Raw genomic sequence first — 20,291 nt, 5'->3', positions numbered from 1 at the left:
TCCCCATGCTTATCTGGTTATTGGTGGGTCTCGCCGCGGCGATTGCCCTGGCGTATCGACAAGCCGCCGCCACCTTGTGGCTGGGCGCTGGCCTGGTCTGGTTGGCGGCGGGTTACCTGTTCAACGTGGTGGCCGTGCCGGGCATTACCCTGGCGGCAGTGCTGGTGGTGCTGCCCGCCGCGGTACTGGCAATCAAACCCCTGCGCCGCAAACTGTTGACCACCAAGGCCCTGGGCCTGTTTCGTACAATCATGCCGGCGATGTCCGACACCGAGCGGGCGGCCATCGAGTCCGGCACCGTGTGGTGGGATGCCGAGCTGTTCAGCGGCAAGCCCGACTGGCAGCGTCTGCTGCAAGCCGCGCCGGCCAGCCTGAGCGCCGAGGAGCAAGCCTTCCTCGACAACGAAGTCGAAACCCTGTGCGACATCGCCAACGACTGGGAAACCACGCAAGTCTGGCAGGACATGTCCCCCGAGGGCTGGCAGTACACCAAGGATGCCGGGTTCCTCGGCATGATCATTCCCAAGCAGTACGGCGGCAAAGGCTTCTCCCACTACGCCCATTCCCAAGTGGTGATGAAGCTGTCGACACGCTGCTCGGCGGCAGCGATTTCGGTGATGGTTCCCAACTCCCTGGGCCCGGCCGAGCTGTTGTTGCATTACGGCACCGACGCCCAGCGAAACTACTACCTGCCGCGCCTGGCACGCGGTGAAGACATCCCCTGTTTCGCCTTGACCAGCCCGTATGCCGGCTCCGATGCCGGCGCGATCCCCGACCTGGGCATCGTCTGCAAAGGCATGCATGAGGGCGAGGAAGTACTGGGTTTCAAAGTGACCTGGGACAAGCGCTACATCACCCTCGGCCCGATTGCCACGGTGCTGGGCCTGGCGTTCCGCGCCGAAGACCCGCAGGGCTTGCTTGGCGCGCCAGGTTCCCTGGGCATTACCTGTGCGTTGATCCCCACCTCCCATCCAGGGGTGAACAGCGGCCGGCGTCACTGGCCGTTGAATGCGGTCTTCCAGAACGGCCCAACCACCGGCAAGGATGTGTTCATTCCGTTGGAGTGGGTGATCGGTGGTCGCGAACAAATCGGCAACGGCTGGCGCATGTTGATGGAATGCCTGGCGGCAGGCCGCGCGATTTCCCTGCCATCGGCCAACGTCGGCCTGGGTAAAGTGGCGGTGCGCGGTACCACCGCCTATGCGGCGATGCGCAAGCAATTCGGCCTGCCCATCGGCAAGTTCGAAGGTGTGCAGGCGCCATTGGCGCGTATGGCCGGGCATCTGTATGCGTGTGATGCGGTGCGCAAGGTGTCGGTGGCGTCCCTGGATGCCGGCGAGAAACCCTCGGTGATCTCGGCCATTGCCAAGTACCACGTCACCGAGCGGGCGCGGATCATCGTCAACGATGGTATGGACATCGTCGCCGGCAAAGGCATCTGTATGGGCCCCAATAACTTCCTCGCCCGTGCCTACCAGCAAAGCCCCATCGCCATTACGGTGGAGGGCGCGAACATCATGACTCGCTGCCTGATCATCTTTGGGCAGGGCTTGATTCGTTGCCATCCCTACGTGTTCCGCGAGATGGAAGCGGCGCACAACCCCGACCGACGCAAGGCTTTGGAAGACTTCGACAGCGCGATGTTCGGCCATGTGAGTTTTGTAGTGGCCAACACCGTACGCGCAGCGGTGCATGCCCTGACCGGCGGGCGCCTGATTGCGGCCCCGGCCAAGACCGACCCGGCACTGGCTGCCTACTACCGCCAGGCCAATCGGCTGTCGGTGGTGCTGGCGCTGATCTCGGATGTTTCCATGGGCGTGCTGGGCGGTGCCCTCAAGCGCAAGGAAAGTATCACCGGGCGCCTGGGGGATATTTTGTCGCAGCTGTACATCCTCTCTTGCGTGCTCAAGCGTTTCGAGGATGACGGCAGGCCCCAGGCGGACTTGCCGCTGGTGCACTGGGCAGCCCAGGACGCGCTGCTGCGCGCCCATGAAGCCTTGGCCGAAGTGCTCGACAACTACCCGTCAAAACCCGCTGCGGCGGTGGTGCGCACGTTGAGTTTTCCGTTTGGCATCCCGCTGCGCAAACCGTCGGACCGCCTGTTGGCGCAGGTGGCGGAGGTGGTGCAGACCCCTGGCGAGACCCGCGACCGTTTGCTGGCCAATTCCTACATCCCGCGTCCGGAAGTCGACAAGCTGGCGTATGGCGAACTGGGGTTCCGTTTGTTGCCCCAAGTGGAGTTGATCGAGGCGCGGCTAAAACCCGCCATCAAGCAAGGTCTGCTCGGCCCGCTGCCGATTGCTGCCACGGCCTTTACCGATTGGCGCGTCAAGGCGCGGGCGCTGGACTTGATCAGCGACGACGAAGACGCCTTGCTGGCGCGCTATGTGGAGTACGCCGACCACGGTATCCAGGTGGATGACTTCCCCCAGGACTTTGGTTTGCTGGAGGCCCTGCAGCAGCGCAAGCAGGCGCTCGAGCCGGTCGCCAAGCGGCGCAGCGTCCCGGTCAATTAATAGAAACCCGGCCCCCACGTGGGAACTGGATTGCCCTAACTGTAGGAGCGAGCTTGCTCGCGAAAAACTCACAGGCGCCGCGTTCATTCAGGCAGCCCCCGTTATCGTTGACGTTTTTCGCGAGCAAGCTCGCTCCTACAGAGGGCAATCCAGTTCCCCACATTTGATCGGGTTTACCAGCCAAGAACTGTGTTGTGAGTGGAACCCTCTATGAGTGACAGCTACCTTTCGTTCGTCAATTCCCCCTGGGGTCGGCGCCTGGCCCAGGCCGTTGGCTTGCCGCAACCCTTGGCATTGCAACGGCATCGCAGCGGCCAGGCCGGCCTGGCCAACCCGGTGATCATCGCCGGGGCAGGGCGCCTGGTGGCCTCGGTGCAGCGCATCTTCAGCGCCACTGACACCGTCGCCGCGACCCCGGCGACGCTCAAGGCGCCGTCCACGGTCAAGGTGCAAGGCGCGGTGTTCGACGCCAGCGGCGTGGCCGACCTGCAACAGCTGGATGAGCTCTACCTGTTCTTTCACAGCAATGCCAAACGCCTCGGCCAGCATGGCCGGGTGGTGGTACTCGGCACGGCCCCCGAGCATTGTAACGACTTGCCCCAGGCCATCGCCCAACGCGCCCTTGAGGGCTTGGTGCGGTCGCTGGCCAAGGAGCTGCGCCGCGCGATCACCGTGCAATTGCTGTACGTGGCGCCGGGCGCCGAAGACGCGCTGGACAGCAGCCTGGGGTTTTTCCTGTCGCGTCGTTCCGCCTATGTCTCGGGGCAGGTGGTGCGCCTGGAAAAACCGGTCGATGGCCACGCCGCCGTCAACTGGGACAAACCCTTTGCTGGCAAACGCGCCCTGGTCACCGGCGCCTCCCGTGGCATCGGCCTGGCAATTGCCCAGGTGCTGGCGCGCGACGGTGCCCATGTGGTGTGCGTCGACGTGCCCCAGGCCCAGCAAGCCTTGCAACAGGCGGCGACCAGCGTAGGCGGTTCGGCGTTGCCCCTGGATATCACCGCCGCTGACACCGCCGCGCTGTTGCAAACCCACGTCAGCCAATACGGCGCCTTTGATGTGGTGGTGCACAACGCCGGGATCACCCGCGACAAGACCATCGCCAAAATGACCGAGGCCGCCTGGCGCAGTGTCCTGGCGGTCAATCTCGAAGCACCGTTGCAGCTCAGTGAGGCCTTGCTCGACAGCCAGGGCTTGAACCCCGGCGGGCGCATTGTGTGCGTGTCGTCAATTTCGGGTATCGCCGGCAACCTGGGGCAAAGCAACTACGCCACATCCAAAGCCGGGGTGATCGGCCTGGTGCAAGGCCTGGCACCGCGTGTGGCAGCCCGGCAGGTCACGGTGAACGCGGTGGCGCCCGGCTTTATCGAAACCCAGATGACCGCCAAGATCCCGCTGATGATCCGCGAAGCGGGGCGGCGCATGAATTCGTTGTCCCAGGGCGGGCAGCCCATCGACGTGGCCGAGACCATTGCCTGGCTGGCCCATCCGGCGTCGGGCGGGGTCAATGGCCAGGTGGTGCGGGTGTGCGGCCAAAGCCTGTTGGGAGCCTGACCGATGGACTACGTGACGCAGATCATCGACCCACCGCCGTCGCGCACGCAGTTGTTGCTCGACGGTCTGCGTGCCTTGCGCAAACCCAAGCTCGACGGTGCGCCGCCATTGCCTACAGCACGCCTGGTGCGCAGCGCGGTGGAGCTTTCGCCGGCCGGTATCGCCGCTTACGCACGGGCGTGCGGCTTTCGTCGCGAGCAGGGCGTGCCATTGTCCTATCCCCATGTGCTGGCGTTCCCACTGCACCTGCTGCTGATGACCCGGCCAAGCTTCCCGTACCCGGCCAGCGGCATGGTGCACCTGGCCAATCGTATTCGTCAGCACCAGCGCCTGCACGAGGGCCAGGCGCTGCGCCTGGAGGTGTGTTGCGAGCGCTGGGTGGCCCATCCGAAAGGGCAGGCCTTGAGCATCGCCACTCGGGCCTACAGCCAGGAAACCCTGGTGTGGGAAAGCGACAGTCTGTACTTGCGCCGTGACGTCAGCAATCCGGTGGGTGAACCCTGGAATGACCCTCTGCCACTGCGGGAAGACGGCCTGTTACGCACCCAGCGTTGGGTGCTGCCCGCCGACCTGGGGCGACGCTTTGCCAAGGTCTCGGGGGATTTCAACCCCATTCACACCTCAATCATCGGTGCCAAACTATTCGGCTTTCGTCGCGCCATCGCCCATGGCATGTGGACCCTGGGCCGCGCATTGGCAGCGCAACAGCCACCCGGTGGCCTGGACCAGGCTGAGGCCCATTGCGACTTCAAATTGCCGATCTTCCTGCCCGGCCAGGTCGCCCTGTGGGGGCACCCGGTGACCGGCCCACGGCGCGAGTTCGAAGTGCGCAATTTCGCCGGGGACAAGCCCCATATGCGCGGGCTATTCATTTGCAAAGAGAGCCAGCAATGAGTGACTACAGCTTTACCCCAGCCCCGACCCGCCGCGTGGCGATTATCGGCGGCAACCGTATTCCCTTTGCGCGCTCCAACACGGTGTATGCCCACGACAGTAACCAGGACCTGCTGGTCGCCGCCCTGCAAGGGTTGGTCGACCGCTACAACCTGCATGGCCAGCGTTTGGGCGAGTTTGCCGCCGGGGCGGTGATCAAGCATTCGCGGGATTTCAACCTGGCCCGCGAGGCGCTGTTGTCCACCACCTTGTCCGCGCAAACGCCGGCCTATGATGTGCAACAAGCCTGCGGCACAGGGCTTGAAGCCGCGCTGCTGGTGGCGAATAAAATCGCCCTCGGCCAGATCGAAGTGGGCGTTGCCGGTGGCGCCGACACCACTTCCGACGCGCCCATTGGCATCAACGAATCCTTGCGCCATACCTTGCTTGCGGCCAATCGCGCCAAACGCCTGGGCGACAAGCTCAAAACCTTGTTGAAAGTACGCCCCTCGATGCTGTTCAAACCGTTGCTGCCGCGCAATGGCGAGCCGCGCACCGGGCTGTCCATGGGCGAGCACTGCGAAGACATGGCCAAGCGTTGGCAGATCAAGCGCCTGGCCCAGGACGAGCTGACCCTCACCAGCCACCAGCGCCTGGATGCGGCTTATAAACGCGGCTTCTTCGACGACCTGATCAGCCCCCATCGCGGCTTGGCCCGTGACAACAACCTGCGTGCCGATATCAGCCTGGAAAAGCTCGCAGGCTTGTCGCCGGCCTTCGACCGCCAGAACGGTACGCTTACCGCCGGCAACTCCACGCCCCTGACCGATGGCGCCTCGGTGGTGCTGCTGGCCAGTGAAGAATGGGCCGCCGCCAATGGCTGGCCGGTGTTGGCCTACTTGCGCACCGGCGAAACGGCTGCGGTGAATTTTGTCGACGGCACCGAGGGCCTGCTGATGGCGCCGGCTTACGCCGTGCCACGCATGCTTGCACGTGAAGGCTTGGGTTTTGCCGACTTTGATTTCTTCGAGATCCACGAAGCGTTCGCCGCCCAGGTGTTGTGCACGCTCAAAGCTTGGGAAGACGAGCAATATTGCCGCGAACGACTCGGCCTTGATGCCCCTCTGGGCGCCATCGACCGGGCCAAGATGAACGTCAACGGCGGCTCACTGGGCTGCGGCCATCCCTTTGCGGCCACCGGTGGCCGCCAACTGGCGGCGCTGGCCAAGGCCATCCACGAACGCGGTGGCGGTCGCGGCCTGATCTCGATCTGCGCGGCGGGTGGGTTGGGCATCACCGCCATCGTCGAAAAGTAGCGCTATCAAACACAACAATAAGGACACTGCGATGAACGCTATCAGCCTAGAACACACCGAACGCATTTGGTTGAACACTTACCTGCCCGGCGTGCCGGCGGACATTGAGGCCGGGATCGAGGATTACCCGTCGCTGCGCGAAGTGTTCCTGGAGCACCTGGAAAAATTCCGTGAGCGGGTCGCCTACGTCAGCATCGGCACGGAAATGACCTATGCCGATTGGCGCACCCAGGGCATTGCCTTTGCCGCCTGGTTGCAGGGCCAGGGCGTGAAAAAGGGCGATCGCGTGGCGCTGATGATGCCCAACTGCTTGCAGTACCCGATCTGCCTGCTGGGCACGATCCTGGCTGGGGCGGTGGTGGTCAACGTCAACCCGTTGTACACCGCCCACGAACTCAAGCACCTGCTCAAGGACAGTGGCGCCGAAACCGTGGTGATCTTCGAAAATTTCGCGCATACCCTGGAAAAAGCCATGGTGGGCAGCAGCGTCAAGCGTGTGGTGGTCGCGGCCATTGGCGACTTGCTGGGTACCTTCAAGGGCGCGGCGATGAACTTCATTCTGCGCAGCGTGCAGAAGCAAGTGCCGGCCTTCACGCTGCCCGGCTCGCTGCGTTTCAACCAGGTGCTCAAACAGGGTAGGGCCATGCACCATTTGCCGGTCAGCCTGGGCCGCGAAGAACTGGCCTTTTTGCAATACACCGGCGGCACCACCGGCGATGCCAAGGGCGTGATGCTCAGCCATCGCAATATCATTGCCAACCTGCTGCAAGCCAAGGCCTGGGTCGGTGACCAGTTAAACCTGCACAAGCAGGAAACCAACGTGACCTTGCTGCCGCTGTACCACATCTTCTCCCTGACGGTGAACTGCCTGATGTTCATGTGCCTGGGTGGGCGCAATATCCTTATCGCCAACCCTCGGGACGTGAAGCGCGTGCAGATGATCCTGCGCAAGGAACGCTTCAATGGCATTGCCGGGGTGAACACGCTGTTCAATGGTTTGCTGGAAAACAAGGCGTTCTGTGCACGGGACTTTTCCGACCTGCGCCTGGTGATTGCTGGCGGCATGGCCACCCACACCGCCGTGGCCAAGCGCTGGAAGGAAGTGACCGGGCTGCCGATCATCGAAGGCTACGGGCTGACCGAGTGCTCGCCCGTGGTGAGCATCAGCCCCATTGATATTTCGCGCATGCACGAGATGGAGTTCACCGGCAGCATTGGCGTGCCGTTGCCCTCGACCTGGGTGCGCTTTGTACGCGAAGACGGCGAACTGGCGGACATCGGCGAGCAGGGCGAGTTGCAAGTACGCGGCCCGCAAGTCATGCAGGGCTACTGGCAACGACCGAAGGAAACCGCCGAGGTGCTGGATGCCGAGGGCTGGCTGTCCACCGGTGATATCGGCGTGATGGACGCACGCGGGTATATCCGCCTGGTGGACCGCAAGAAAGACATGATCCTGGTCTCGGGTTTCAACGTGTACCCCAATGAAATCGAGGACGTGGTGGCCATGCACCCTGGCGTTGCCGAAGTGGCGGCGATCGGTGTGGAAGATGCCGTGAGTGGGGAGAAGGTCAAAATCATCGTGGTGCGCAAGGATCCGACCCTGACCCAGGAGCAGATTCTTGCGCATTGCCGGGAATACCTGACGGGGTACAAGGTGCCAAAGTATGTGGAGTTTCGCACCACGGAATTGCCCAAGACAACGGTGGGCAAAGTACTTCGTCGGGCGCTGCGTTGATCTAAAGTGACGGAGACCCAAGAGTGGGGGGGATACCGCACCCTTAAACGCAAGCAGCGCAAGGTACGTGTCGACAATGGGAGGTTGTTCGATAGCTAACTGTATGCTGAGTTTGATGAGAGGATTTTTGAGGTGCTGGTGTTTTAAGTTATTAAGGTTATAACTAATGGGTATAGATGTCTGCAGGGTTTCACAGGTGTATTTAGAATGAAAGGTCTCTTAACTTAGGTGGCAGGGATGTTGCGGTTAACACTGCAATCGTGCCCTGAGGCACACTTAATGGAGATTCTTAAATGGTGAGCAAAAAATCGTCGGCCTTATTGCTTTCTGGCGCATTGTTTGGTGGTGTAATGGCTTCAACTTACGTGCGCGCAGAGACGCAGGTTTATAATCAACCTGGTACCCATTACTTCACCGCCCCACTAGGAGTTACAGTAAAAGTCACTGTGATCGGCGGTGGCGGCGGGGGTGGGGGCGGTGGGGGCGCTCTTGACCGGCTTTTGGTGAGAAGTCGTGGCGCTGGTGGCGGTGGGGGGGGCGCAGGTGGTGGTCTAGTGTGTTCGGTATCCACCGCGTCAAATCCAACCTTCACCATTACTGTCGGTAGCGGCGGCGCCGAGGGTAGCGCAGGAAAGAAAGGCAGTCACACCCAGCTCGGCACATCGGGTGGTAATGGAGGGGACGGCGCAAAAAGCATAGTTAATACAAATGACGGTGTTTATTCCGCTGATGGGGGCTCTGGTGGAGGCGGCGGCGGCGATGGTGGGCTTACAACCGCTAAACCTGGACATGGCGGAAACGGAGGCGCTGCCCACCTCCCGGAGAATCAAGGAAACAACTGTTCTACGTTTAAGATTGGGGGCGTTGGCGAAAGCGGAGGCCTTTACGGTGGCTCAGAAACTCCTGGCAATGGCGGAGACAGTTTAGGTCTGTGCAGCAACGCGGGTAAAGGTGGTAAAGGCGGCGTTGGCGGTATCGCTAACTCAAGCAGCCAGACTGGATATTCCGGCTCTCCAGGGCTCAAGGGGGGAGATGGCTGTGTCATTCTCGAATATTGACTTTCCCTTAACCGTTTTCATCAATATCGAGGCTGTAAAGAATGATTGTGGGTTCTTTATAGCCCCTGCGTATATCGTTTAAAAAAGGAAGGTATATTATGGCTCTTACTTTGGTTAATGTTTATGTGCTCCTGCGGCATGGGAAAACTATCCCAGGCCCAACACCTAATGATCCGGCCTATGGAAAGCAATACAAAACTTGGATTGATACCAGCACGACTACCGGGAAAGATCTCGCATTGATCATTGCTGGTTTGTGTGGGGCTCAGCCATTAAAAAGGTACGGCGACCAGCCCGCGTTATACTATTTTAGTAATGTTGCACCACTTGAAAAGCCTGAGGGGACGGAGTTTGTGCAAACAGCACAACAGTTGAGAGTAAGAGGCTTGCCAAATTTAATGGATGTGCCGTCCATGTCAGGAGTTCCTATTTGGGAGGTAAGCCTACTTGCAGAAAAGCAGGTTAGCGAGGCTGGTTTGATTTTTTGCCAAACGTTTCGTTATCGATACTAGTATTATATGACAAGGAGTATTTCCGGTGGTCCGCGATGCCTAGGCACTCGCGGACTAGCTGACTTTAATTTAAAGTACCGTGCCCTCTACCTCCCCAAAATTTTTGGGTTGACTGTTTTTGAGTGGCCCGTGCGCGCTGACCTTGACCCAACGTTCTTCGAGGGCTGCCACGCGAATCGCTGTCGCCAATCGCTCTATCTCCCATGCAGCCTCGAAGTCGGTGCCATCCGCACCTTGCCCCGCCAGCGCCATGATCAACTCCTGCACCTCCAGCGTCTTCAACTCGTTGTAGCCCAACTGATGCCCCGCCGCCGGGCTGAACGCCGCATAGCCGGGCAGGGCAGGGCCATCCAACAGGCGCTGGAAACCGTCCTGGCCGATGCGGCACAGGCGCAGTTCATTTAAGCGTTCCTGGTCAAACGCCAGCGTGCCTTGGGTACCGCTGATCTCGAAACTCAGATGGTTCTTGTAGCCGTGCTTGAGCCAACTGCTGCTCACCGTGCCACGGGCGCCGTTGGCGAAACGCAACAGGGCGTGCACCTGGTCATCCACGGCAATGGTTTTTGAGGTCGGGCTGCCGGCGGTGGCGGGGCGCTGGCTGTGTACGGTCTGGGTATCAGCACAAACATGGGTTACCTCGCCCACCAGATAGCGGGCCATCGACAGCAAATGGCTGCCCAGGTCGGCCAGGGCGCCGCCGGCGTGCTCCACTTCGCAGCGCCACGACCAAGGGGAAGCCGGGTCGGCCATGAAGTCTTCGCTGAACTCACCTTGAAAACTGATGATCTGGCCCAATTCGCCCCGGGCAATCATCTGCTGCGCCAGCACGATCATCGGGTTGTGCTGGTAGTTGTAGCCGACCCGAGTCACCACCCCAGCGGTATGGGCGGCGCGGCGCATGGCATCGGCTTGTTCAAGGCTGACGGCCAGAGGCTTTTCGCAATACACGGCTTTACCCGCCGCTATCGCGGCCATGGCCATGGGGTAATGCAAATGGTTGGGGGTGGTGATGGCTACGACGTCGACCTTGGGATCGTTGACCAGCGCTTGCCAGTCACCATGGGCCTGGGCAAACCCCCAGGCGCTGGCGCAACGCTGGGCGCGCTCGGTGTCGGCATCGGCCAGGGCGGCCAGCTTGAGGTGCACCGGCAGTTCAAATACCGCCCGCGCGTTATTGAACGCCAGCGCGTGGGCGCGGCCCATGAAGCCTGTGCCGATCAAGCCGATTCCGAGTTCACGCATCGTCGTGGTCCTTTGGATTATTGTTTTCAGGAAGCCTATTAATGGAATAAATATTCTCTAAATTCAATAGATGGAATAAAAATTCATTGCGCCTGATCGCTCACCACTTGATCAGCGGCCGTTCGACTTTTGTGCGACTCCAACCATTTTTGTACATGCAGTCCTTGATCAACGTTTCGCGAGGCAGGCGGTTTTTATCCGTATAGCTGTACTCGGTGTCGGTCTGTTCATTCTTTTTCCTGCAAGTGCTGTCGTCACTCGAGCAGGTTGAGCGTTTGGACGTTGCCGACGCCCTCACGTTATTGGGGGGCAGTGCCCTTAGCGCATCCGCTTCACACGCTGCTTGCTGATGCTTGCGTTGCTCGCGGGAGGCATCGGCCTTGACCCACGTTCGATCGTAGGTCGTACAGGAAACCAGAAGCAGGCAAGACACTAATAGGGTTAGGGCAGGGGGGGTCATGGCTGGCGCGTCCTTATGGCAAGGTTTGAGCGCCGATTGTGGTTCAGCTTGCAAAGGGCCAGCCAGTAAGCCGTTTCCGAATAGGCCCGTCGAAATTTCCGATATCGCACGTTAAAACGCCATCATTGCGCCGAATGCTCGGCTATTCACCCTTCGCTTTGCAGCCATCAGTTAACAAAAGATAACGTAGCGCCGATTGTCAGACGATTCCAAAGCCCGATAGGATGGCTCCTGCTTCCTCCAGGCGCTCTAGATTGCAGGTTTCAAGGTCCTGGCAGAGAAGACGACCTAACAATAATAAATGGGAGAAAGGTCTATGAGTGAGCCTGTCATGGGTTGGGTTGTTTGCCGCCCACGCGCCGCACGCAGGGTTGCGTTGCTGGCCACAGCGCTCTCGCTGCTTGCTGGCAGCGTATTGTCGCTGCCGGTGCTGGCCGCCAGCGATACCCCCGCCGCCGCAGTCTTTGCGATTGAATCCCCCAAGGCCGCCAAAGGCTTGATGATCGACGTGGTTCACGCGGGCAAGCGCCTGGTGGCGGTCGGTGATCGCGGGCATATCCTTTATTCCGATGACCAGGGCAACACCTGGGCCCAAGCCAAAGTACCCACCCGGCAACTGCTCACGGCGGTGTTTTTCGTTGATGATCAGCACGGTTGGGCCGTCGGCCATGATGCGCAGATTCTTGCCAGTACCGATGGCGGCGCCACGTGGACCCAGCAATATCAAGACCTCAAACGCGAAGCGCCGTTGCTCGATGTGTGGTTCAACGACGCCAACCACGGCCTGGCCGTGGGCGCCTACGGTGCGCTGATCGAAACCACCGACGGCGGCAAAACCTGGAACGACGTCAGCCAGCGACTCGACAACGAAGACCAGTACCACCTCAACGCCATCGCCCAGATCAAGGGCGCCGGCCTGTTTATCGTCGGTGAACAAGGCAGCATGTTTCGCTCCAGCGATGACGGCCAGACCTGGGAAAAACTCGAAGGCCCCTACGAGGGTTCACTGTTTGGCGTGATCAGCACCGCACAGCCACAGACCCTGCTGGCGTATGGTTTGCGCGGCAACCTCTACCGCTCCACTGATTTCGGCAGCACCTGGGAGCAGGTCCAATTGAACGCGGCACGTGGTGCGCTGGAGTTTGGCCTGTCGGGTGCGACCTTGCTGGAGGACGGTTCTATCGTCGTGGTCGGCAACGGCGGCAGCGTCGTGGTCAGCCATGACGACGGCCAGACCTTCAGTGTGTTCAATCGCCCAGACCGCATTTCACTCTCGGCGGTCACGGCGGCAGGCAATGGCAATTTGATCCTCGCGGGGCAGGGTGGCGTGCGGGTTGCCACATCGGCCGGCGCAGAGCTCTCAAAATAATAAGAAGGCGGGGATTCAATGAGCAGTCATCACAACGATAAAGCGACCTTTCTTGAGCGTCTGATCTTCAACAATCGCCCGGCGGTGATCGTCATCTGCCTGCTGGTGAGCCTCTTCCTGTTCTGGCAGGCGACCTTGATTCGCCCGTCCACCAGCTTTGAAAAGATGATCCCCCTCAAGCACCCCTTCATCGAAAAAATGATGGAGCACCGCAACGATTTGGCCAACCTGGGCAACACCGTGCGTATTTCGGTGGAGGCCAAGGATGGCGACATCTTCACCAAGGAGTACATGGAGACCCTGCGCCAGATCCACGACGAGGTGTTCTACATCTCCGGTGTGGACCGCTCGGGCCTCAAGTCGCTGTGGAGCCCCAGCGTGCGCTGGACCGAAGTGACCGAAGAAGGGTTTGCCGGCGGGGAGGTCATCCCGCAGAGCTACAACGGTTCGCCACAAAGCCTCGACCAGTTGCGCAATAACGTGCTCAAGTCCGGCCAGGTCGGGCGGCTGGTGGCCAATGACTTCAAGTCGAGCATCGTTGATATCCCGCTGTTGGAGTCCTACCCGGACCCGCAAGACCAGGGCAAGTTGCTGGCCCTGGACTACCGCAAGTTCTCCCATGAACTCGAAGACAAGATTCGCGACAAGTTCGAAACCCAGAACCCCAACGTCAAGATTCATATTGTCGGCTTTGCCAAAAAGGTTGGCGACCTGATCGACGGCCTGGTGATGGTGGTGCTGTTCTTCGGCGTTGCGTTTGTCATCACCCTGGTTCTGCTGCTGTGGTTCACCAACTGCCTGCGCAGCACCATTGCGGTGTTGAGTACGACATTGGTGGCGGTGGTCTGGCAACTCGGGTTGATGCACTTCTTCGGTTTCGGGCTGGACCCGTATTCCATGCTGGTGCCGTTCCTGATATTCGCCATCGGCATTTCCCATGGGGTGCAGAAGATCAACGGCATTGCCCTGCAATCCAGCGAAGCAGACAACGCCCTGACCGCCGCGCGGCGTACCTTCCGACAACTGTTCCTGCCGGGGATGATCGCCATTCTGGCGGATGCGGTAGGCTTCATCACGCTGCTGATCATCGACATCGGTGTGATCCGCGAACTGGCCATCGGCGCGTCCATCGGCGTGGCGGTCATTGTGTTCACTAACCTGATCCTGCTGCCGGTCGCGATTTCCTACGTGGGCATCAGCAAACGCGCCATCGCCAAGAGCAAGAAAGACGCGAACCGCGAACATAGCTTCTGGCGCCTGCTGTCCAAATTCGCCAGCCCGAAAGTCGCGCCGGTTTCGGTGTTCCTGGCCCTGATCGCCTTTGGTGGCGGCCTCTGGTACAGCCAGAACCTGAAGATCGGTGATCTGGACCAAGGCGCACCGGAACTGCGCCCGGACTCGCGCTACAACAAGGACAACAACTTCATCATCAGCAATTACTCCACCAGTTCCGACGTGCTGGTGGTGATGGTCAAGACCAAGGCCGAAGGCTGCTCGCGCTATGAAGCCATGGCGCCCATCGACCAGTTGATGTGGAAGATGCAGAACACCGAGGGCGTGCAGTCGGCGATCTCGTTGGTGACCGTGTCCAAGCAAATGATCAAGGGCATGAACGAGGGCAACCTGAAATGGGAAACCCTGTCGCGCAACCCGGATGTGCTGAACAACTCCATCGCCCGTGCCGATGGCTTGTACAACAACAATTGCTCGCTGGCGCCAGTGCTGGTGTTCCTCAACGACCACAAGGCCGAAACCCTCGACCGCGCCGTGCATGCAGTGCAGGACTTCGCCAAGGAAAACAACAAGGACGGCCTGGAATTCATCCTCGCCGCGGGGAATGCCGGGATCGAAGCGGCCACCAATGAGGTGATCAAGGAGTCGGAGCTGATCATCCTGATCCTGGTGTACCTGTGTGTAGCGGCCATGTGCATGATCACCTTCCGTTCCTGGGCAGCGACCCTGTGCATCGTGCTGCCGCTGGTGCTGACCTCGGTACTGGGTAACGCGTTGATGGCGTTCATGGGCATTGGCGTCAAGGTCGCGACCTTGCCGGTGGTGGCCTTGGGTGTGGGCATTGGCGTGGACTACGGCATCTACATTTACAGCCGCCTGGAAAGCTTCCTGCGTGCCGGCCTGCCGTTGCAAGAGGCGTATTACCAGACGCTGAAATCCACCGGTAAAGCCGTGCTGTTCACCGGCCTGTGCCTGGCCATCGGCGTGTGTACCTGGATCTTCTCGGCCATCAAGTTCCAGGCTGACATGGGCCTGATGCTGACCTTTATGCTGCTGTGGAACATGTTCGGCGCGCTGTGGCTGTTGCCGGCGCTGGCGCGGTTCCTGATCAAGCCCGAGAAGCTGGCGGGGCAGAAGGGCAACTCATTGTTCGCGCATTAAGCCTGGGTAGCAGAACAAAAAGCCGCACACTGTGCGGCTTTTTGTTGGGCCTCAGGCCCAGGGTTTCACAATTTCAAGAACAGCTTTTCAGCCAGCGGCTTGGTGATAGCGGCCTTGATGAGTTTCTCAACGACCCCGTTGTTTCCGGCTTCTTCAATCAGCATCTTTTGAGTCTTGATGCGTTGCTGCGGTGTTTTCAAGTGCGCCGCCCTGAAGTCATCACGCGCCCAGCCTTTTTCTGGGTAGTGAAAGTGGGCATACCACAACGCATCGATTTTGTTTTTCTTGCGCACCACATACTCGGTGAAGACATCGCCACTTCTGGTCGGGATGTCGCGCCGTACCAGGTTGATATCGACAAAACCGTGACGCCACAGGTAATCGACGTTTTCCGCCGTGGGCGTCTGTACCAGATAGCCATCAGCGGTATGCTGGCGGGCCTTTTGCAGCATTTGTTCGGCCGCTGCTCGCCAGCGCGCCACCCATTCGGCGGTTTCCGGCTTGTTGCCGTGGGCGGCTTGTGCCTGTTGCGCCTTCTCGAAAAGCAGGTTGGCCTGGGCTTCGAGCATGTCGTTCCAGTCGCGGGGGCTGACAGTGTCTCGCCACAGCGGGTCATCGAGTTTCTTTTTCTGAAAGAGGATGGTTTTTTCTATCTTCGGCACGCCGTCGATGAGGTTTTGCGCCTCACTCTTATACGTGGACCAGGACTTGGGCGGTGAGGCTGGGCGAGGTGCTGTGGGCTGTCCCTGGACGATTTTCACCCAGCCGCGTTCCCCAGGGTGTTCGCTGTAGCTGGCAATGGGTTGCCCGCTCATTGGGTCGACCACGTCGATGATATCGACGGTTCGGCCCGGCTCCGAAGGGCGCAACGTGCCGATAAATGTTTCCTGGTGCTCGGTCCTGAACACGCGTTGGTTCTGCGGTTTCGCCCTTTGGTTGGTGCGCGCGGGCGCGGCAGGAAGCAGAAACTGCTCTTCTTTGACCACCTGGACCAGTTCGGTTTCGGCCTGAGTGATGAACTCATTGAGCAATTCGTTGAAGCGGTGGTGGTACTCGACTCGAAAAAACTCTGGGCGCTGCTCCTGCATCAGTCGACTGTCGTTCAGCACTTGTTTGAACTTGGTAATAATGGTGATCAATGCGGCATGGCGCTCCTCAAGGGTGTAGTCGTGGTATTGGCGAAGATCCTCATAGGTCAATATCTCGGTTTTCAGGTTTTCTGTCATCAAGCGGTTCATCTGCAAATACACGGCTTCATCGGGGCGACGTGCAGCCCGTGTGGTGGTCAGTTGCTGGAGGTACAACAATCTGTTCAGTTGTGTAATGAGTCGCAGGGTGTTCATGGACACCGGATACCGTTGCTTAAGAAATCCCTCGGCGGCCTTGTGGCCAAAAGGCGAGTCGTTCCTCCAGCTTTCGAATATGGCACTCATGGTTTGTCGCAGTGCCAACAGGTGCTCAGTGTCTTGATAGCCTATTTTGTACGCTTCCATCATTTCGTTATAGGACGCCTCTAAACCGTTATTGGATCTGTCGGTCAGTTCAACCAATGAGGCGCCATTCACACCATATTTCAGCGTGTCGCCGGCCAAACGCACGTATACAGTATCTATCTCGATCAGCGCGCTTAGAGTCTGCTGATATTCCAGTGAGCGGTTCTCTTTGAACTCGGATAAATCGTCAATGCCGCCGATCTTTTTCGGCGCCAAGGTTTCGATGTTGTGCTCGCTGGCCGCTATCAGTGACTGCGTCAACGGCCTGAGGTTTTCAAGTTGTTGGGCCAGGTCGGCCCTGAGTGCGTCGGCGACCTGCCGCTGATTGGAGTAGGTCCCCGCGAAACGCCCAGCAGATGCTTCATTGGTTGCCAGGCTGCGCAGCGTCTTGAGTTTTTTTCGTGCTTGTTCGTACTCGGCAAGGGTGTTGCGGATTTTTTCCATGCTGCCAGCATGCTCTTTTGAAATCTTGCTGCGTTCCTGCCAGCCGCGTTGAAAATCCGCTTCGGTACGGGCCTTGGCTTCCAGGTTTTGTTTGATCGTATTCTGCAGGTCTTTGGTTTTCGGCATCCCGCCCTTGAGCCTTGGCGCCAGGTCAAAGTACCAGTTGCCCCGGGCGTCCCGTGCTATCGAGGGCGCGGTGCGTGCCTTGTTGTGTTCGTCAATCACGTAAGGGCCATCCAAGTCGGTGGCGACGCGAAACCAGTGGTTGTCGATCTTGGCGTACCAGCGGTTATCCACCTGATACAGGCCCTTCCTGATGCCTTCGGCGATGGGGGTGCCGGGAGCTGCCGGTGCGGGCGCTTTGAACGAGTCGATGTGCGCGCGCAGCTCAGGGGTGAGTCCGCGTGGGCTCGACAGCCTGATATCGATGGCCGTACCTGCGCCCAAACCGGTGGTGACCGGCGCGTTCGGGTCCTGGTGAATGGTGGGCGCAGGGCGTACGGGGTCATTGCTCTGACGGGGGCGAGGCGCAGGGTTGCTGGTCTCTGGCCTCGGCTTGAACGGCTCAAAGGTGCGCGTCGGCGTGGGTTCGGCAACTGGGACATGGGTCAGGGTCATGCCCAGGTTCACCAGCAGGTCGACCATTGCCCCGGCCGGGTCCGGATCGTTCGCGGTCGACAGGCGCTTGATGTCGTTTTCGGCATTGGCCAGTTGCAGCAACCAGCCGGCCATGGCGCCCGGCCCGCGCATCAGCGGCAGCAGGGTATTGAACAGCAGCCAGCCGAGTTCCTTGTAGGAGGCCCATCGGCTTTGCGCATCGGAAGTGGATTGGCCTTCTGCGAGGGTAACCAGGCTGTTGGCGTTGGAGTGGAACCAGTGCGTGGCCAGGTCGCCATTGAGCAGGTCCTGGCGTAACGTGCTGGCAGCGGCATAGCCGTCGACAGCCAGAGTGGTCGGCTTGGGCGTAGCAGGCGGGTCAAACTCATTGAATACGGTAAAACGGGCAATATTGGGCGTGTGAAAACCGCCATTGCCGTACACCGCCCGTACTTTGTCGTCCGGCAACCAGGCCAACACGCTTTCCTGCAGCGCACCGGGCTTGCGGATGGCCTCCAGCAGCGCGTCGCGGCTGGCGAACTCCAGCAGTGCCGGCTTCAGCTGGGGGCGATATAAAAGGTGTGGGCCGCCGCCGCTGGCCAGCGGTTCGATGATGAACATATTGGCGACCACATCCGGCGTCGCTCCCGGCTTGCGCACAAACGCCAGGGGCCGCACGGTAATCTCTTGGCCGTCCACCCATTTGCTGCCCGCGCCGGGTTGGGTGACGGCTTCGATAAACGCGTGGCCCTGGGCGGTGATGCCGGCTTCACCCTTGAGCTTGAGTTCCAAGGCCTGCATCGCGAGCTGCAGGGGTACCTGCTCGATGAAACGTGCCAGCCGATCACGGGCCGCTGGGCTGTCGTCCAGCAGTTCACGCTTGAGCAATTCGGGGTAGTGGCCGCCTATGTCCACGGTGTTGATCAAGTCCTTGAGCATTTTTGGCAGGCTGGCATCGCTGACCCGTTGCCCATGCAGGTGGACTTCCATCTCACCCTTGGGCAAGCCCGAAAGGTTTTCCAGGGCCATGTCCACCAGGCTCATTTTCACCCGTTCCAGGTAGTTGCTGCCCATATCGCCCACCGGGACCTTGAACACCACCTCCACATCCTTGGCCGTGTAACCCTTGCCGGCTAAATGCTGGTCGAGCTGTTGCTCGGTGTAGGTGCGGATATCGGGGATGCCGTCTAGGAAGGTGCGGCCATTGTTGCGGCGCACACTGCTGGCCAGGGCCAGTGCGTGCTGTCGATAGGTGTCGCGTTCTGCGGTGCTTGCCGGGCCGAACCAGGTGGGCAGCTGTTCATGCAGGCGTTCAAGCTCGCGCACGTTGGGTGCATAGGCCCCGACAAACCAAGGGCTCGGGTCGCTGGCCTGGGTGAAAGCCTGCTCCAACGCCTCAAGCGAGCCGGTGGTGGGCACCTCGATGGACGCAACGTTCTCCACCATGGCATTGAGGATGACCGCCGCCTGGGTATCGAAAATATTCCCCGCAGGCTCCTGGCGCTTCCAGTTCAGGCTGTCGAAAACGAAGGCATCGCCCATTTTCTTGCCCCAGGCTTGGCCGAATGCGTGCAAGGAGTCATAGGGCGTCACCACGCCGGCGGCGGTGGCGTGCAGCACCTGCGTGCGGCCATCGACCTGGCGCGTGATCAACAGGTCTGGGGTGAGTTGCGAGGCATTGCCACCGGCATGGCTCACCGCAGAGTCGAGGATAAACACCTGCGCCGCGGCCTCGCCTTTGGCCGCTTGGCGCTGCGCACGGTCCGGGTAGGTCAGTACCTGGTCGAGGGTTTCGCGCTGTTGAGCGCTGAGCCCCGGCTGTTTCAGAGCGGCGATGGTCAAGGTGTCGCACAGCGTGTCGCTGAGCCAGCGCCAGTGGTTGTTGCCTTGAGAGTGGGCATCGGTGCTGCCCATGAAGTGCTTGAGCAGGGCCTGTTCGAAGGTTTTTTTGAGCGGGGCGCGCAGGCTGCGGATCGCCAGTTCGATGGCCTGTATATCAATGCCGGGCATCAAGGCATCTGGCGACGGCGCCGGTTTGAGGGTGTGCCCGGTGGCTGGGTCGACCAGCGTGCAGGGCAGTGCATGTTTGTCGGTAAAGTCGAGGTCGCCTTCGGTGGTCAGGTGCCTCAGGGCGATGTCCAGCAAGGGGGTCAGGCGATACTGGGGCGGGCTGCTTGAAATGGGTTCGGCGACCGCCGTTTCGGCGGGATTGAATGCCAAAGTGGGGTACAGGCTTTTGATCGCCTCCTCGAGCATCCCCGACACCACTGAACGCAGCGTAGGGCGGGTATCGAACTGGTGGGCGACCGCCGTTGCGGTGAGCGGCGCCGAGCTTTCGCTGGCCGGGGTGGAAGCGGTGGTCCCTGTGGTGCGCAACGGTGCGGATGCACGTCGGGGCCGGCTCAGCGGTTGGTCGTTTGCGGTATTCGATAAGGGTTCTTGATGGGGGCCGACGGTCTGGCGGGCAGCCGGTGTTGGCAGTGACAGGGGCAGGTTAGGGGCAAAAAAACGCTGGGGGTAGTTTCCCTGGATCATCGTGCAGCTTCCTTGTCGAGTCATGCTAGTCATAGAGGTGACCCTGTTCGCGTCATGCGGGCAGGTAACAAGGAAACTACCGAGGCGGGTTTTTCAGTGAAATCGGCAAAAGGTAATCAAGCATTTCCATTGGCACGCGCTGGCCGTCAACCCTTGATACGGCACGGGGTGGAGCAGGGCGCGGGATATATGG

General features: G+C 60.3%; 12 protein-coding genes. 9 read left to right on the top strand and 3 right to left on the bottom strand.

The genetic code is table 11. The features are described 5' to 3' along the window. Positions 1-5: 5 nt before the first annotated feature. The 7 genes from PSH76_RS15100 (at position 6) to PSH76_RS15070 (ending at position 9,564) form a co-directional block, all read left to right on the top strand. Complete coding sequence (locus PSH76_RS15100; RefSeq protein ID WP_305494425.1) at positions 6-2,516, top strand: acyl-CoA dehydrogenase; 2,511 nt, start codon at positions 6-8, stop codon at positions 2,514-2,516. Between the two features lie 210 nt (positions 2,517-2,726). Continuing rightward, entirely contained in the window at positions 2,727-4,070 is a 1,344-nt protein-coding gene (locus tag PSH76_RS15095) for a 3-oxoacyl-ACP reductase (protein ID WP_305494424.1), read from the top strand. A gap of 3 nt (positions 4,071-4,073) precedes the next feature. Further along, complete coding sequence (locus tag PSH76_RS15090; RefSeq protein WP_305494423.1) at positions 4,074-4,964, top strand: MaoC/PaaZ C-terminal domain-containing protein; 891 nt, start codon at positions 4,074-4,076, stop codon at positions 4,962-4,964. Then, the gene (locus PSH76_RS15085; RefSeq protein ID WP_278916400.1) at positions 4,961-6,259 is read left to right on the top strand and encodes an acetyl-CoA C-acetyltransferase; all 1,299 of its coding nucleotides are present in this window, start codon (positions 4,961-4,963) and stop codon (positions 6,257-6,259) included. Before PSH76_RS15090 ends, PSH76_RS15085 begins: the two co-directional genes overlap by 4 nt. 31 nt (positions 6,260-6,290) lie before the next feature. Then, a complete protein-coding gene (locus PSH76_RS15080; protein WP_305494422.1) occupies positions 6,291-7,994 on the top strand; it encodes an AMP-binding protein in 1,704 nt (567 codons plus the stop codon). Positions 7,995-8,702: 708 nt separating this feature from the next. Further along, complete coding sequence (locus PSH76_RS15075) at positions 8,703-8,921, top strand: hypothetical protein (protein ID WP_032892153.1); 219 nt, start codon at positions 8,703-8,705, stop codon at positions 8,919-8,921. Between the two features lie 229 nt (positions 8,922-9,150). Continuing rightward, positions 9,151-9,564, top strand: a complete 414-nt coding sequence (locus PSH76_RS15070) for a hypothetical protein (protein WP_138183577.1) — start codon at positions 9,151-9,153, stop codon at positions 9,562-9,564. A 69-nt stretch (positions 9,565-9,633) separates the two neighbouring features. Here the strand turns inward: PSH76_RS15070 and PSH76_RS15065 are convergent, their stop codons facing one another. Both PSH76_RS15065 and PSH76_RS15060 read right to left on the bottom strand, forming a co-directional pair. Beyond that, entirely contained in the window at positions 9,634-10,806 is a 1,173-nt protein-coding gene (locus PSH76_RS15065; protein WP_305494421.1) for a Gfo/Idh/MocA family protein, read from the bottom strand. Between the two features lie 100 nt (positions 10,807-10,906). Then, positions 10,907-11,266, bottom strand: coding sequence for a hypothetical protein (locus PSH76_RS15060; RefSeq protein WP_305494420.1), 360 nt, complete (start codon positions 11,264-11,266; stop codon positions 10,907-10,909). 331 nt (positions 11,267-11,597) lie between these two features. Here PSH76_RS15060 and PSH76_RS15055 point away from each other — a divergent pair, with 331 nt between their 5' ends. Together PSH76_RS15055 and PSH76_RS15050 are read left to right on the top strand one after the other, a co-directional pair. After that, a complete protein-coding gene (locus tag PSH76_RS15055) occupies positions 11,598-12,635 on the top strand; it encodes a YCF48-related protein (protein ID WP_305494465.1) in 1,038 nt (345 codons plus the stop codon). An 18-nt stretch (positions 12,636-12,653) separates the two neighbouring features. Further along, positions 12,654-15,029 (top strand): RND family transporter, encoded by a 2,376-nt coding sequence (locus tag PSH76_RS15050; RefSeq protein WP_305494419.1) that lies wholly within the window; start codon positions 12,654-12,656, stop codon positions 15,027-15,029. Positions 15,030-15,094: 65 nt separating this feature from the next. On the opposite strand, the gene PSH76_RS15045 is transcribed toward PSH76_RS15050, so the two are convergent. Next, positions 15,095-20,098 (bottom strand): dermonecrotic toxin domain-containing protein, encoded by a 5,004-nt coding sequence (locus PSH76_RS15045; protein WP_305494418.1) that lies wholly within the window; start codon positions 20,096-20,098, stop codon positions 15,095-15,097. Positions 20,099-20,291: the final 193 nt, after the last annotated feature.

The sequence above is a fragment of the Pseudomonas sp. FP215 genome (genome assembly GCF_030687795.1).
Taxonomy (GTDB): domain Bacteria; phylum Pseudomonadota; class Gammaproteobacteria; order Pseudomonadales; family Pseudomonadaceae; genus Aquipseudomonas; species Aquipseudomonas salmasensis.
Note: the sequence above shows the minus strand (reverse complement) of the source record. Positions and strands in the feature narration are given on the sequence as shown.